The sequence below is a fragment of the Xanthobacter versatilis genome, from assembly GCF_043193975.1.
GTDB classification, from domain to species: domain Bacteria; phylum Pseudomonadota; class Alphaproteobacteria; order Rhizobiales; family Xanthobacteraceae; genus Xanthobacter; species Xanthobacter autotrophicus_E.
Genome location: NZ_JBAFVB010000021.1, coordinates 1 through 12,898, shown reverse-complemented (window position 1 = coordinate 12,898; position 12,898 = coordinate 1). Strand labels below are relative to the sequence as shown.

At 63.8% G+C, this 12,898-nt stretch carries 12 protein-coding genes and 1 tRNA gene; 5 read left to right on the top strand and 8 right to left on the bottom strand.

Translation table 11 applies throughout. The annotated features are described in order from the left end of the window. Positions 1 to 7: 7 nt before the first annotated feature. Positions 8 to 931 (bottom strand): LysR family transcriptional regulator, encoded by a 924-nt coding sequence (locus V5F66_RS22130; RefSeq protein WP_394051793.1) that lies wholly within the window; start codon positions 929 to 931, stop codon positions 8 to 10. 222 nt (positions 932 to 1,153) lie between these two features. Between V5F66_RS22130 and V5F66_RS22125 the strand changes: the two genes are divergently transcribed. From V5F66_RS22125 to V5F66_RS22115, 3 genes are all read left to right on the top strand, one after another. Beyond that, complete coding sequence (locus V5F66_RS22125; protein WP_394051791.1) at positions 1,154 to 1,453, top strand: DUF485 domain-containing protein; 300 nt, start codon at positions 1,154 to 1,156, stop codon at positions 1,451 to 1,453. Continuing rightward, on the top strand, positions 1,450 to 2,958 hold the full coding sequence (locus tag V5F66_RS22120) for a sodium:solute symporter family transporter (RefSeq protein WP_394051789.1): 1,509 nt from the start codon (positions 1,450 to 1,452) through the stop codon (positions 2,956 to 2,958). The genes V5F66_RS22125 and V5F66_RS22120 overlap by 4 nt, the downstream gene beginning before the upstream one ends. Positions 2,959 to 3,076: 118 nt before the next feature. Beyond that, on the top strand, positions 3,077 to 4,549 hold the full coding sequence (locus V5F66_RS22115; protein ID WP_394005440.1) for a CoA transferase: 1,473 nt from the start codon (positions 3,077 to 3,079) through the stop codon (positions 4,547 to 4,549). 252 nt (positions 4,550 to 4,801) lie between these two features. Here the strand turns inward: V5F66_RS22115 and V5F66_RS22110 are convergent, their stop codons facing one another. The 3 genes from V5F66_RS22110 to trbB are packed head-to-tail and all read right to left on the bottom strand — an operon-like array spanning position 4,802 to position 6,350. Further along, a complete protein-coding gene (locus V5F66_RS22110) occupies positions 4,802 to 5,083 on the bottom strand; it encodes a VirB3 family type IV secretion system protein (protein ID WP_394051787.1) in 282 nt (93 codons plus the stop codon). Next, complete coding sequence (locus tag V5F66_RS22105) at positions 5,083 to 5,415, bottom strand: TrbC/VirB2 family type IV secretion system protein (RefSeq protein ID WP_394051785.1); 333 nt, start codon at positions 5,413 to 5,415, stop codon at positions 5,083 to 5,085. The genes V5F66_RS22110 and V5F66_RS22105 overlap by 1 nt, the downstream gene beginning before the upstream one ends. Further along, a complete protein-coding gene (gene trbB / locus V5F66_RS22100; RefSeq protein WP_394051783.1) occupies positions 5,415 to 6,350 on the bottom strand; it encodes a P-type conjugative transfer ATPase TrbB in 936 nt (311 codons plus the stop codon). Before trbB ends, V5F66_RS22105 begins: the two co-directional genes overlap by 1 nt. 315 nt (positions 6,351 to 6,665) lie before the next feature. On the opposite strand from trbB, the gene V5F66_RS22095 reads away from it, so the two are divergent. Next, complete coding sequence (locus V5F66_RS22095; protein ID WP_394051781.1) at positions 6,666 to 7,133, top strand: IS5 family transposase; 468 nt, start codon at positions 6,666 to 6,668, stop codon at positions 7,131 to 7,133. Here V5F66_RS22095 and V5F66_RS22090 read toward each other — a convergent pair. From V5F66_RS22090 to V5F66_RS22075, 4 genes are all read right to left on the bottom strand, one after another. Then, a complete protein-coding gene (locus V5F66_RS22090; RefSeq protein WP_394051779.1) occupies positions 7,130 to 8,290 on the bottom strand; it encodes a cupredoxin domain-containing protein in 1,161 nt (386 codons plus the stop codon). The genes V5F66_RS22095 and V5F66_RS22090 overlap by 4 nt on opposite strands. A gap of 33 nt (positions 8,291 to 8,323) precedes the next feature. Beyond that, complete coding sequence (locus V5F66_RS22085) at positions 8,324 to 9,391, bottom strand: NAD(P)/FAD-dependent oxidoreductase (protein WP_394051777.1); 1,068 nt, start codon at positions 9,389 to 9,391, stop codon at positions 8,324 to 8,326. A gap of 27 nt (positions 9,392 to 9,418) precedes the next feature. Then, positions 9,419 to 11,920, bottom strand: a complete 2,502-nt coding sequence (locus V5F66_RS22080) for a hypothetical protein (RefSeq protein ID WP_394051775.1) — start codon at positions 11,918 to 11,920, stop codon at positions 9,419 to 9,421. Between the two features lie 104 nt (positions 11,921 to 12,024). Further along, positions 12,025 to 12,095 (bottom strand) — tRNA-His (locus V5F66_RS22075). 25 nt (positions 12,096 to 12,120) lie between these two features. Between V5F66_RS22075 and V5F66_RS22070 the strand changes: the two genes are divergently transcribed. Beyond that, positions 12,121 to 12,849 (top strand): FRG domain-containing protein, encoded by a 729-nt coding sequence (locus tag V5F66_RS22070; RefSeq protein WP_394051773.1) that lies wholly within the window; start codon positions 12,121 to 12,123, stop codon positions 12,847 to 12,849. Positions 12,850 to 12,898: the final 49 nt, after the last annotated feature.

Sequence of the window (12,898 nt, the reverse complement as noted above, 5' to 3'; positions counted from 1 at the left end):
GCGCTGGTCACTCTCCGGCTTCTTGCATGTGTGAGAGGGGAGCCTCGCGCGCATCCCGCGCCGCCGCGACGGGCGGTCCCGCGACCTCGAGGAAGGCGGTGAGGGCGGGTGAGACATACACCTGTGCCCGGCGGATGAACACGGTCTCCACATTCGCCTCCTCCTCCGGCAATGGGAGCAAGGAGAGGCGGTGGTCGCGGGCATGGGCCTCGACGAGATCAGTGGGCAGCAGGGTCAGCCCCATGCCGGCGGAGACGCAGGCGAGAATGGCATCGAGGCTGCCATATTCCAGCATGCGCGCCACCGCGATGCCGCGCCGGGCGAGAAGCACTTCCAGCCGCTGGCGATAGGAGCAGCCGCGACGGAACACGAAGATGTTGGCGTGCCCACGGTCGGTGAAGCCCTCCAGCGAGGTCACGTCCGGCCCGGCCACCACCGCGAGGGTTTCCTGGAATGCGCGGCGCGCCACGAGGCGCGGGTGCGCCACCGGGCCACACACATAGGCGCCCTCCAGCTCCTGCTGCAGCACCTGCTCGGTCAGCTCGGCGGTGGTGCCGGTGCGTAGTGTCAGATCCACGTCGGGATAGAGGCCGGCGAAATTCACCAGCCTTTCACGCAGGCGCAGGGCCATGGTGGTTTCCATGGTGCCGATCTGCAAGGGCCCGCGCGGCGCGTCGGTGGCGGTCACGGCGCTGCGCGCATCCTGCAGCAGCCGGCCGACCTCGGCGGCAAACGGAAGCAGCCGCTCCCCGGCCGCCGTCAGCTTCACGCCACGGGAATGCCGGCTGAAGAGGATGACGCCGAGGTCCGCCTCCAGCTTCTTGATGCGGTTGGTGACGTTAGATTGGGCGGTGTTCAGCCGGGCCGCCGCACCGCCGATGGATGCTTCCCGGCTCACCGTCAGGAAGAATTCGAGGTCAGTGCTCTGCATGGCCAAATCATCTCATTTTCATATGACTGACATCAGATCAAACCATTTCAAGAATGTCAAAACGGTTGTTAGCCTCGAAAGTAAGCAGGATCAATCCTGAATAATTTTTGGGCAACAGGCGGGCGGAGTGTCTCCCAACCGTGGGCCCGATCCAGACGGCGCGCCGGCAATCCGGTGGGAGGGCGACTGCCGCCGCGCGCCACCGTTGAGGGGAACAAGAACATGTCTGTCGGATCTAAACAGCCTCTGGCCGAAGCCACGGGCGCCGGGCCCGGATTCCTCGCCACCGCCATCCTGGCGTCGGCCTATCTCGGCTTCACGGCGCTCATGGCGTTCGCGCCCGGCGTCCTCGCCTCTCCGATCCATGCGGGCGGCACGCTCACCATGGCCTTCGCCCTGGGTCTGGGCGTCATCCTGCTTGGGTTCGCGCTCACCGTGGCTTATGCGGTGATCGGAAACCGGCGCGAAAAGCAGGCCGACGCGGACAGCGCCATCCTGGCGGCGGAAGGAGCGGCGGAATGAACACGATCGCCACCTCCTGCTTCCTCGCCATCGTGGTGCTGTCCCTCGCAATCACCTGGTGGGCGGCACGCAACACCAAGGGCACCAACGATTTCTACGCCGCCGGCGGCAATGTCACGGCCCTGCAGAATGGCCTCGCGCTCGCCGGCGACGCGCTCTCGGCGGGGGCCTTCCTGGGCCTGACCGGCCTGATCTTCACCAGCGGGTTCGACGGCTACATCTACGCCATCGGCTATTCCACCGGCATGCCCATCGTGGTGTTCCTGCTTGCCGAGCGGCTGCGCCAGCTCGGCAAGTTCACCTTCTCCGACGTGGTGAGCCTGCGCCTGGAGGAGACGCCCATGCGCATCTTCGGAGCACTCGCCTCGCTGGTGGTGATCGGCTTCTACCTCATCGCGCAGCTCGTCGGCGCGGGAGCATTGATCGAGCTTTTGTTCGGCATCAACTTCAAGGAGGCGGTCGCCATCGTGGGCACGCTGATGATCTGCTACGTGATGTTCGGCGGCATGATGGCCACGACCTGGGTGCAGATCGTCAAGGCCTGCCTGATGCTCGCGGGCGGGGCCGTGATCGCGGTGCTGGTGCTGGCGCGGTTCGGGTTCGATCTGTCGGCCCTGCTGCGGGGCGCGGCGGCGGTTCATGCGAAGGGACAAGGCGTTCTGGCTCCCGCGTCCGCGGCGCGCTCGCCGTTCTCCAGCCTGTCGCTGGCGCTGGCCCTCATGTTCGGCACGGCAGGCCTGCCGCACATCCTGATGCGCTTCTTCACCGTGCCGGATGCCCGTGCCGCGCGGAATTCGGTGGTGTGGGGCACTGGTCTCATCAGCACCTTTTATGCCGCCACCGCTATCTTCGGCTTCGGCGCCATCGTCATCCTCTCCGGCGACGCCTCCGCCATCGGCGCGGATGGAAAGGTGATCGGTGGCGTCAACATGGTGGCCATCCACCTTGCGCGACTGCTGGGCGGCGATGTGATGCTGGGGCTCGTCTCGGCGGTCGCCTTCGCCACCATCCTGGCCGTGGTGGCGGGCCTCACGCTCGCCGGGGCCTCGGCCGTGAGCCACGACCTCTATGCCCGCGTGGTGCTGAAGGGGCGGCCCGACGAGGCGCGGGAACTGAAGATCTCGCGCATCGCCACGGTGGTTCTGGGGCTCGTCACCATCGCGCTCGGCGTGGCCTTCCAGGGGCAGAACGTGGCCTACATGATCAGTCTCGCCTTCGCCATCGCCTGCTCCTCCACGTTCCCTGTGCTGGTGCTCTCCATCTACTGGCGCGGGCTCACCACCCGGGGCGCCATCGCTGGCGGCAGCATCGGGCTGGTGGCGGCGCTTGGCCTCACGGTGCTCGGCCCGTCCATGTGGGTCAAGGTGTTCGGCTTCGCAGCGCCCGTGGTCAGCCTCGATCCGCCGACCCTCATTTCCATGCCGCTGGCCTTCTTCACCTGCTGGCTGGTCTCGCGGGCAGGGCGGCGCGCCGGTGCGCCCCGCCACCTGGCCGGCGCCGCCTGACGCCGGAGGGTCCGGGCCGCAGGAGCCCGGACCCTCCTTTTCGCCCTCTCTCCAGCTCCAGCCGCGATCCCGCACGGCCCGTTCCCGCCGCCGGCCCCATCGCGCGAAAGGCCCCTCCATGCCCACTCCCCAGCGGTTCCCGACCGCCTCCAATGCGTTCCGCGAGCTGATGACCATCCGCGCCGGCGCGCCGCTGCCGGCCGACGAAGTGTCGATCACTGGTGTGGATCCGTTTTTTCGCACGCCCTTCCGCATCGGCGAGGTTTCCGCATCGGTGCTCGCCGCGCGCGGCGTCGCCGCCAACGATCTCTGGCGGCTGCGGACCGGCCGCCAGCAGAAGCTGAGCATCGACGCCCGCGCGGCTGCCGCGACCTCCCTCTCCGGCGGGGAGGAGACCCTGCTGCGCGGCGAGGACGGGGAATACCGCCCCATCCCAGTCTCGGCGGCCATGAAGCACATGGTCTCGCTGACCCAGCCGTGGGCAACGGCGGATGGGGGCTGGGTGCTGCCCCATACCAACCTGCCGCATCTGGAGGAGCGCGTGCTGGATGTGCTCGACTGCAACAGCTCGGTCGAAGACATAAAGGCAGGCGTCGCCCGCTGGGGCGCCGATGCCTTGGAGGATGCGCTCGCGGCGGCGCGCGCCTGTGGAGGCAAAGTGCGCACGCCCGAGGAATGGTTGGCGCATCCCCACGGCGCCTATCTCGCCACCCGGCCCGTGGTGGAGATCACCAAGCTCGCGGACAGCGCGCCGGAGCCCCTACCGGCGGGAGATGCGCCCATGGCGGGCCTGCGCGTGCTCGATCTCACGCGCATCCTGGCAGGGCCGACTGCCGGCCTGGCGCTGGCCGAGCACGGCGCCGACGTGCTCATGGTGACGGCGCCGCACCTGCCCCAGGTGCCGGCCTTCGTGCGCGACACCAGCCATGGAAAGCGCAGTGCCTTCCTCGATTTCACCAGTCCGGAGGAAGCCTCTCAACTGCGGGCGCTGGCCCGTGACGCCGATGTCTTCATCGATGGCTACCGGCCCGGGCGCTTGGCCGCCCACGGCTTCGGAGTAGAGGACCTGATGAAGCTTCGGCCGGGGCTGGTCCATGTTTCGGTGAACTGCTTCGGCTCCGGAGGACCATTTGCCGACCGCGCGGGCTGGGACCAGGTGGCGCAGGCCGTCACCGGCATCTGCCACACGCAGGGCGAGGCCATGGGGCGTGGCCGGCCGGAGCTGACACCCGTTTTCATGTGCGATTTCATCACCGGCTTCCTCGGCGCTTTCGGGGCCATGCTGGCGCTGGCCCGCCGTGCCCGCGAGGGCGGCAGCTACCGGGTGCAGGTGTCGCTGTGCCAGTCGGCCATGCTGCTGCAGCGGGAGGGACTCGTGGCCGATTTCGACGATGCGGCCGGCCGGCTGACGCCGGCCGAGTTCGAGGTACTCGCCGTCCATGTCAATGGCACCTGCTATGGCGACCTGAAGACGCTGGGACCGGTGCTGCGCATGTCCGAGACCCCGTGCCGCTGGTCGCGCCCGACGCCGCGCCTTGGCGGCGACCACGCGGAATGGACGCCGCGCGAACCCATGATGGAAATGGCGTAGGCCAACACGCTCGGCCTGCTGAGGGCGATCCGCTCCAGCCGGACCGCATCTGAGGCGGGACAAAGGAAGCGCCAGCATTCCGAAGCATTTTCCAGCCTGAAAAAGGTCCGGACCACGGAACCGGGCCGAACGCTGGAAGCTGCCATCCTTGTTGAGGACGACGCCCTCCCCCACCAACGCCGCCCAGGGCAGATAATCGGCAAGGCGCGCGGCGGTGCGGCGATATTCGGCGAGGTTCATCATGGTGGGGGCTCACACCGACAAGTGACTGGAGATGCGCAGGTGGCGCCGGGTGACCTCGACGAACATCGGGTCGCGCCGCGCAGCCCACATCGCCGCGAAATGACCGATCGCGCCGAGGGCAAAGCCGACAAGCCAGAGGCGCAGGCCAAGGCCGAGGGCTGCCGCCAGCGTGCCGTTGAGGATGGCGATGCTGCGCGGGGCGCCGGCGAGCAGGATGTGCTCGGTCAGTGCGCGGTGGACCGGGACGGAGAAGCCCGGCAGCTCAGCCGAGGGATCGGTCAGCGAGGTCATCAGACCAGGACCCCGCCGCCGAACGAGAAGAAGCTCAGGAAGAAGGAGCTGGCGGCAAAGGCGATGCTCAGGCCGAAGACGATCTGCACGAGCCTGCGGAACCCACCGCTCGTATCCCCGAATGCCAGGGTGAGGCCGGTCGTGATGATGATCAGGACCGCCACGATCTTGGCGACGGGCCCCTCCACCGAGCTCAGGATCTGCTGGAGGGGCTGCTCCCAGGGCATCGAGGAGCCCGAGGCATGGGCAGGTCGCGCCAGCATGGTGCTGGCCAGAAGGGTGACGGCGGCAGGACCGAAGGAACGGCGAAGGCGGCGGACACGCTGGATCATCAGGGTTCTCCGATTTGCTGGGAGGCTTCGACGGGGGTGACGAGATAGTCGCCGGTCGGCCCGAGCCCCTCGACGCGGGCAAGCTCGGCAAGCCGGCGCGCAGAGCCGCGCCCGGAGAGAACCGCGACGAGGTCGATGGTCTCGGCGATGAGGGCGCGAGGGACCGAGACCACGGCTTCCTGGATGAGCTGCTCGAGGCGGCGCAGGGCGCCGATGGCGCTGCCGGCATGGATGGTGCCGATGCCGCCGGGATGGCCAGTCCCCCAGCACTTGACGAGGTCCAGCGCCTCGCTTCCGCGCACCTCGCCGATGGGAACGCGGTCGGGCCGCAGCCGCAGGGAGGAGCGGACCAGGTCGGAGAGCGTCGCGACGCCGTCCTTGGTGCGCAGCGCGACCAGGTTCGGGGTCCTGCATTGCAACTCGCGGGTGTCCTCAATCAGCACGACGCGATCGGACGTCTTGGCGACCTCGGCGACGAGCGCATTGGTGAGCGTGGTCTTGCCCGTGCTCGTCCCGCCGGCGACCAAGATGTTGCGGCGCTCGGCGACCGCGAGGCGCAACGCTTCAGCCTGCTGCGCCGTCATGATGTTCGCGGCGACGTAGGCGTCGAGGTCGAACACGCTGGAGGCGGGCTTGCGGATGGCGAAGGCGGGACCGGTCGTGATCGGCGGCAGGAGGCCCTCGAACCGTTCCCCGCTGCCTGGCAGTTCCGCGGAGACCCGCGGCGCATCCGGATGGACCTCCGCGCCCACGTGGTGCGCGACGAGACGGATGATCCGCTCGCCGTCGGCGAACGACAGCCGCTCTCCGGTATCCGCGAGCCCTTCAGCCAGGCGGTCGACCCATAGGCGCCCGTCCGGGTTGAGCATCACCTCGACGACGGAGCCGTCTTCCAGGAAGCGTGCGATGGCTAATCCCAACGCGGTGCGCAGCATGCGCGCACCGCGTTGGAATGCCTCGGAATTGCGCTGATTGGCCCCATCCCGTCCCCCACATCAACGGGGGACGGGCCCTGCGATCCCCGATCGGGGATGATTAAAAGAGCCAGAAATCAGGTCGCTTCAACAAGTTTCGGGCGTCGTAGGGGGGTGGCGTGCAAATACAGGAGAACGGCGGAAAGGCGTTTGTTGGTCGGCGCTTGTTTCAACCTTTTACCCCATTACGTGCCCTGCTAAGATTCGTTTTTCGGATTGGCTCGCCTCCGCCTGGACCGGCCCCGCATCAATCGGGGGCAAATTTTCCAGCAGAACATGGACGCCCCTTGGGGGCAACGTCACCACGCCCTCGGCCGCTCGCGCGGCGGCTTCTCCACCAAGATCCACCTTAAGAGCGACTTCGACGGCCGGCCGATCGCCTTCCACCTGACCGGCGGTGAGGCCGGCGACAGCCCGATCTTCAAGCTGCTGTTGGATCTGGGTCCCGACATCACGCCGCGCGCGGCCCTCGCCGACAAGGGCTATGATGCCAAGGCCAACCGGGCCATCGCACGCGCCCGCGGCATCGCGTCGGCTATCCCGTTCAAATACAACGCGAAGGACCGGCCGACCTTCTTCCCGAAGGCGCTTTACCGGGGCCGGGCCCGCATCGAGCAGTGCTTCGGAAAACTCAAGCGATTCAAGCGCGTCGCCCTGCGCTGCGAGAAGACCGAGTGCGGCTTCGCTGCCATCGTCGCCCTCGCCTTGAGCTTCATCCTCATCAAATCCGTCCACACCGCCTAGTTCTCTCCGGGGATAAGCACTCCATAGTTCAGCAAACGAATATCGAAATGTACGAATCTGCCGATCTCGATCTGGCTGCGACGGCCACCCTCCAGGACTACGTCGTAGACGGGGGGCGTCTTGTCTCGAGGAAGAAGTGGATCCTGCGCCTGATTGGCACCGGCGCCAGGCGGAAGAAGCCAGTACATGTGGAAAGCGTTGTCGACGAACGACACCCTTTGGACGGTCTTGGGGGATACGTCGCGAATGCGCTTCGAGGGCACGATAATCTGAACCGGATCACCATTCTGCGTCGGCCAGAAATCCGGCTTGAATTTGAGCTTGGCGACCGAATGGAAGTTGGGCGCTCGCGTGATCAAGTGGTCGATGAAAATGTCCTCCTCGTCACCGTAGACGAGGTAGGCGAGGCCATCCGGATAGTCCGAATCGGGCTTGAAGGTGTGGAAATGAATGACGCGGTCTACCTGAACGGGCGTCGCATCGTCGGGGAGACCTGGGACAGAGACACCATCGTCGGGATGGGATCGGTCTGGATAGTAGACCACCGAAGCCTCGAGCAACTCCTTGACGACGCCATTCGCGATGTCGAGAAGGGAGATGTGGCTATGAAAGATCTGAACCCTTCCATCATAGCCGCCATTGGCAGCCCGCATGGCATCATAAGCTGCCACGTGCTCGGGTTTGATAAAGCTACCCTGCAGAATGATTTGGAAGCGATGTCTCGGGTCGGCGATGACCGGGGTGTGCGTCATATAGAGCCGATTGCCGCTTCGGCCGCCCGTCACGAATCCATGGAGATGTCTGAGACCTCCATGGCCGCCATGGCCCCCATGACCGTGTTGATGTCCTTCGTGCGGGTCGACCGCGGCGCTGACGACTGTCGCGTCCGCTAAGCCCTCCACCACGGTGACGATCCCATCCATCCCCTCGTGGAAGCGGCAAAGGTAAGGAAAGCTGCCTGCCTTATCGAAGAATACCGGACTCGACGTCTCTCCCGGCTGAAGCGCACCCGGATTAAAATAGAACTCGGCGTCGCGCAACGTTTCGACCGCATGCGGGAAGGGATCTCGATTGGTCCAAACGACGAAAGTGCCTGGCGGGATGGAGATTGCCGGAAATGCACTGTTTCTGATTTCTGCAATGATGGTCTTTGCCATGACGCTCTCCCCTAAGTTTTTGCAAATACAAATTCATGTGTTCGCGACATGCGTCGACGGCATGTCGCGAGCAGGCGCCGCTGATGACGCATCGACAGGCCAAGCGCGATCGTAAAATTCGCGCAACAATCTGACATCGTGGTCGAACCACGATCTCAGCCAGGCTCGGTAGTGGTGCTGGCCATCGCGTTCCGAAACCCGTCCGCTTAGGACATTGCTGATGACGTGGGCCGCCATCATGCCCGACATCAGAGCGCGAAGGACGCCATGCGATGATGCAGGGTCGACGATCGCAGCAGCATCTCCAACGACGAAATAGCCAGGACCGGCGCAGGCGGGAAGAAATCGCCACGTCACGTCGGCCCCCCGTATGCGGCCGTCCCACTCGACGCCGTCGATCGCTGGTATCACCTTCGCGGAGGCCCTGGGCGCTCCAAAGGAGAGCCTCGCCCACGTAAACCGACGACGCTCAATCCGGGCAGTCCAAAGCCAGCCGCCTCCGTCGCCCCGAAGCGTTGGCTCAGCGTCCGCGTCGGAACATTCACCGCTCCCATATCCATAGTGGACACGGAGCTCTTCTGAGAGCTTCGTCTGCGTTAAACCAAGGGCGCGGCGGATAACGCCTCGCCCGCCCGTCGCATCGACGACGAACTTTGCATGAAGAAGATCGCCAGCGTCGATCCCGCAAATCCTGCCGGCTGACTGCAAAAGTCTGTTAGCGGGCGCGCATGGCTGCATAACGACCACGCCGCATTCGCGTGCGCGAGACAACAGTATCTCGTCAAAATCCTCTCTGCGGACCTGATAGCCCAGCCATTGTCCTCGGCTATCGGACGCAAAGCGCGTTGATTTGTCCTGCCCTGCCCAAATCACCCTTTGACCTGCGTGACGGACCTGACTGGCGGCTGCGACACGTTCGGCGACACCGAGCTGCGTCAGGATCGACTCTGCCCCCGGATGCAGCGTTTCACCCGGCCGGTGTCGGGGAAACGTCTGTCGTTCCATGACGAGGACACGCAACCCTTGCTGCGCGGCCCAGATGGCCGTCGCAGCTCCGGCTGGCCCACCCCCGACTATGAGCAAGTCAACCGAGACACTCACCGCAACGGTTCCTCTCTATCGGGCTGACTATCGCCGGAGCTCGTGGACCTTCCAGGTGCCGTCATCCAGCTTGTGGAGCACGATTGACGGATCAGCGAACAACAGCACAATCGAACGGTAGGGAACGAGCACCTTGTCGAATTTTGCCTTGTCCGCGATGGTTCGACCGTCGTGCCGAACCAGCTCGAACCGGTAGAGAAATTCCGAGAGGACTTTGCGTTTGGTGACCTTCAAGGCATCGTTCAATTCTTGATCGGTCTGCGTTGCGCGCCGGAACGAAAGGACCGACCATTTCGCCTTGTCTAATCGAGATGTCGCCTCCAAGGCAGCGTAAACACGCGCCATCGCGATGGTTCGCGCAACGTATTCCTCTTTTGACGTCCGGCCGATTACGTCGATGCGAAACCCATTGCGGGTTGCCACTTCTACATAATCGCCATAGGCCAGCGAGCTGTACTCGATCACTTTCCTCTTCGCGTCGACGATGGGCCCTTGGACGCCGTCCCAAGCCGGCGAGCCACCAAGACCAATGACGTCATCGGTTAGCGGCGTTGCCGTCGCATACTTTCCGAGCGGCCCGAAGGTTCGAGTAATGTCAGGAGCAACCGCGGGCCAAAACGAGCTTAACGCGGCACATAACTTGGTGTCCTCAACGAAAGGCGAGCCCAAGCCGTAGGTGTTCAGGAACGTCGTTCCGGCCGAGAGGCCAATTCCGTTATCAGCGGGGTCAGACTCCTGCGTCCGATCGTAGGACACGTCCCAGCCTGGCGCAAACACGCCTGCAGCGGCGTCCGGCAGCGTGGTCGCCCGCCCTATCCGCAAGCGCCGGACGCGGGTCAGGCGCCCCTTTCCAGAGCCGAATGCTCCAACAATGGCCGTCATTGTATCGTCGTTGGGATCGAATCCGGCACCCGCGAGTTCGAGGTTCGCGGCATATCGCTGGTCGGACAGCGCTTCCGGTTTCCCAGGGTTCTCCGGCCATAATATGCCAAGAAGCACCGGCGGTACGGATTGGTCCGTCCAGTTCATCAGGTCGCTTTGATTGACCGCTGGAAAGAAGTCCGGGGTCGCAACGATCGAATATGCAGGAAGGCGGCGAGGCACATCAAGCGCGAGCTCGGCGCACTCGACGTCGATCCAACCATCGCCTGCGAAATCGACGTAATGTCGAGCATTGTATCCGCCCTTCGTGACCTTCTTGATAAGATCTTTGGACTTGTTGAGATCGACCTCGCGCCCATTCTCGTCGATAACATGTCGAACATGAAGATATTCAGGTGCAGCCCGGGCGCCGCTCGCCTTCAGTTTGAGATTCAAGCTCGATTGATATGGCGTCCAGGCCGATCCTTCCCTACTTTCGGGTACCCTGAACGTCAGCGGTTTGCCGCTGTATTTTGCCGGCTGTACCATCGGGTTGTGCGGCACGGGTTCCAAGAGCCAATCACCGCTTGCCGGATCGCTCGAAAACTCCGCAATTCCCTTGGAGAAAATGAACGGCGACTGACTGATATCGTTCTCCGACCAACCTCCGTCGTGCCCGTTCGCTCCGAAGAAGAGGTGTGCTCGCCTGATCTTCTCGTTTACATGATTTGCCGACAGGCGAACCTCGATCGTTCGGTCGCGGACACACTCGCTGCCGTCAAATAATTTGTGCAGCGGTACCCAGAAGCTGCGCGCCCCATCAGAGATGCTGCGCGACTGCAGGGCCGGCGGGGGAGGAGCCGCACCAGCATCGAGCGGACGCGGAGTTGACGCCGCTGCTACCTTTGCGCCAGGTTCGATGAACCGCATCGGGCCATGCCCGTCCTTGCTGCCGCCGACCAAAGCCGCAATGTAAGGTGCATAGCGGCACGGAAGCACCCGGATCTGATCGGGATGTCCGTCGACAAATGGCAAATACCCTCGCGCGGCTGGCAAGTAGGCGGCCTTTGTGGTGCCGACGCGGGAAACGCCGCAGCGCGCGTAGCAGGTATCGGCGTGCTTGCGATGAACGGTATCGATCCCGGACCGGTACTCGACAGCGAAAACCACAATCGCTAGGTGGGCCCCACCGGCACGCACGAACAATTCTTCCATAGAAGGAGGACGCACCCCATAGACATAGTTCTCGACCGCCTCGATCTCAGCAGAGGTAGGGAAATCCGTCAGCGCCGCCTCCCGCCCGTTCGTCGGATAGGTGAGGACACCTGGCGATGCAAAAGCGTGAAACAGGAGACTTTGTGCGGGCTGACCCGCTTCAATTGCGCGTATCCCCTCCAGTGCGAAATCCTCGAAGCCCGCAATTGATCTGTCAATCGTAAGCGGTTTCTGAAGCTCGCTTTCGAGGTTTGCGGCAGCGACGTCGAGACCGTGTGCTGCGAGGAGTTCGCCCCAGCCAGCACTCGCGAGCCGCCTACACGCGCTACTCACCGCATCGATCAACCTACCTGATGAATTCATTGTACTGACAGGGGCGGTAAAGGTCTTATAGGGCGCCCCTGCCGGACCGCGCCCATCGATCCCACGCAGCAACCAGTCGAACGATGCCATGATTGTCACGCCCCACGGGCCGTTGCCTGCGCGTGTTTTGCCTGAGCGGCCACCCCATGCCCTCGGCAGCTTCTCGACAACCCAAACGGGTGTCAAGAAAAATTGACCGGCGCCTGGATTCGAACCAGGATTTCCAGGTCCACGACCTGACGTGTTACCATTACACCACGCTGGGGAAAGCAAATATCGAGGAACCTGAGTTGTCTTTCAACGATTTTTTCTCTGCCGTCGAAGAGGCTCGGCGTCGCACTGGAACGACGCGTGGTGGGGCTTGGTATCGCGGAATAAGTGATGGCAGGCATCAACTTTTACCGTCACTACTGCGCTATCCGAATCGACATCCCGATGCAGAAATCAACATGTTTGCGAACTTCTGGACCATGGTGGAGGACGTGAGCATCGCCGATAACTGGGAACGGCTATCATTCATGCAGCACTATGGTGTTCCAACGCGCCTTCTCGACTGGACGACCGATCTCAATGCGGCAATGTACTTCGCTATCGCAAACTCCGACCGAAGAGGCACGGGCGATCCTTGGATTTGGGTCCTTAACCCGTACAAGCTGAACGAAATGTTCTGCAAAGAGCGGCGCATATTCGATGCGGTCGATCGCGTCGGATTTGACTATTACGATGCTGCTATCGCGCAGAGAAAAGGCGCGCATTTTCCAAATCAGCAGCCCATTGCGATGAGACCGATGTGGTCAAACCGTCGAATTCGGCTTCAGTCGGGATGCTTTACATTTCACGGCGCGGAGGAACCGTTGGAGGCGGCCGTCTCGAGCAGGATCGCTAAAAGGGTCCCCATTCCGCATCGAGCGGTGGACGAGATGAGGCGAAAGCTGACAGCGGAAGGAATAAATTCGATGCGCCTGTTCGGAGGGGTGGAGGGATTGGCGACATACATTAGAAGGTCCCACCTCAACTAAAGACGCCGATTGCCGCAATGATAGTTCGCTCCGCTTCGGGGAGCCGGCT

What these genes read in the sequence shown, in the direction of transcription:
- V5F66_RS22125 (WP_394051791.1), top strand. Translation starts at nt 1,154, where the DNA reads ATGTCTGTCGGATCTAAACAGCCTCTGGCCGAAGCCACGGGCGCCGGG.
- V5F66_RS22080 (WP_394051775.1), bottom strand. Translation starts at nt 11,920, where the DNA reads ATGGCATCGTTCGACTGGTTGCTGCGTGGGATCGATGGGCGCGGTCCG.
- V5F66_RS22130 (WP_394051793.1), bottom strand. Translation starts at nt 931, where the DNA reads ATGCAGAGCACTGACCTCGAATTCTTCCTGACGGTGAGCCGGGAAGCA.
- V5F66_RS22090 (WP_394051779.1), bottom strand. Translation starts at nt 8,290, where the DNA reads ATGGCAAAGACCATCATTGCAGAAATCAGAAACAGTGCATTTCCGGCA.
- V5F66_RS22120 (WP_394051789.1), top strand. Translation starts at nt 1,450, where the DNA reads ATGAACACGATCGCCACCTCCTGCTTCCTCGCCATCGTGGTGCTGTCC.
- V5F66_RS22095 (WP_394051781.1), top strand. Translation starts at nt 6,666, where the DNA reads ATGGACGCCCCTTGGGGGCAACGTCACCACGCCCTCGGCCGCTCGCGC.
- V5F66_RS22115 (WP_394005440.1), top strand. Translation starts at nt 3,077, where the DNA reads ATGCCCACTCCCCAGCGGTTCCCGACCGCCTCCAATGCGTTCCGCGAG.
- V5F66_RS22110 (WP_394051787.1), bottom strand. Translation starts at nt 5,083, where the DNA reads ATGACCTCGCTGACCGATCCCTCGGCTGAGCTGCCGGGCTTCTCCGTC.
- trbB (WP_394051783.1), bottom strand. Translation starts at nt 6,350, where the DNA reads ATGCTGCGCACCGCGTTGGGATTAGCCATCGCACGCTTCCTGGAAGAC.
- V5F66_RS22105 (WP_394051785.1), bottom strand. Translation starts at nt 5,415, where the DNA reads ATGATCCAGCGTGTCCGCCGCCTTCGCCGTTCCTTCGGTCCTGCCGCC.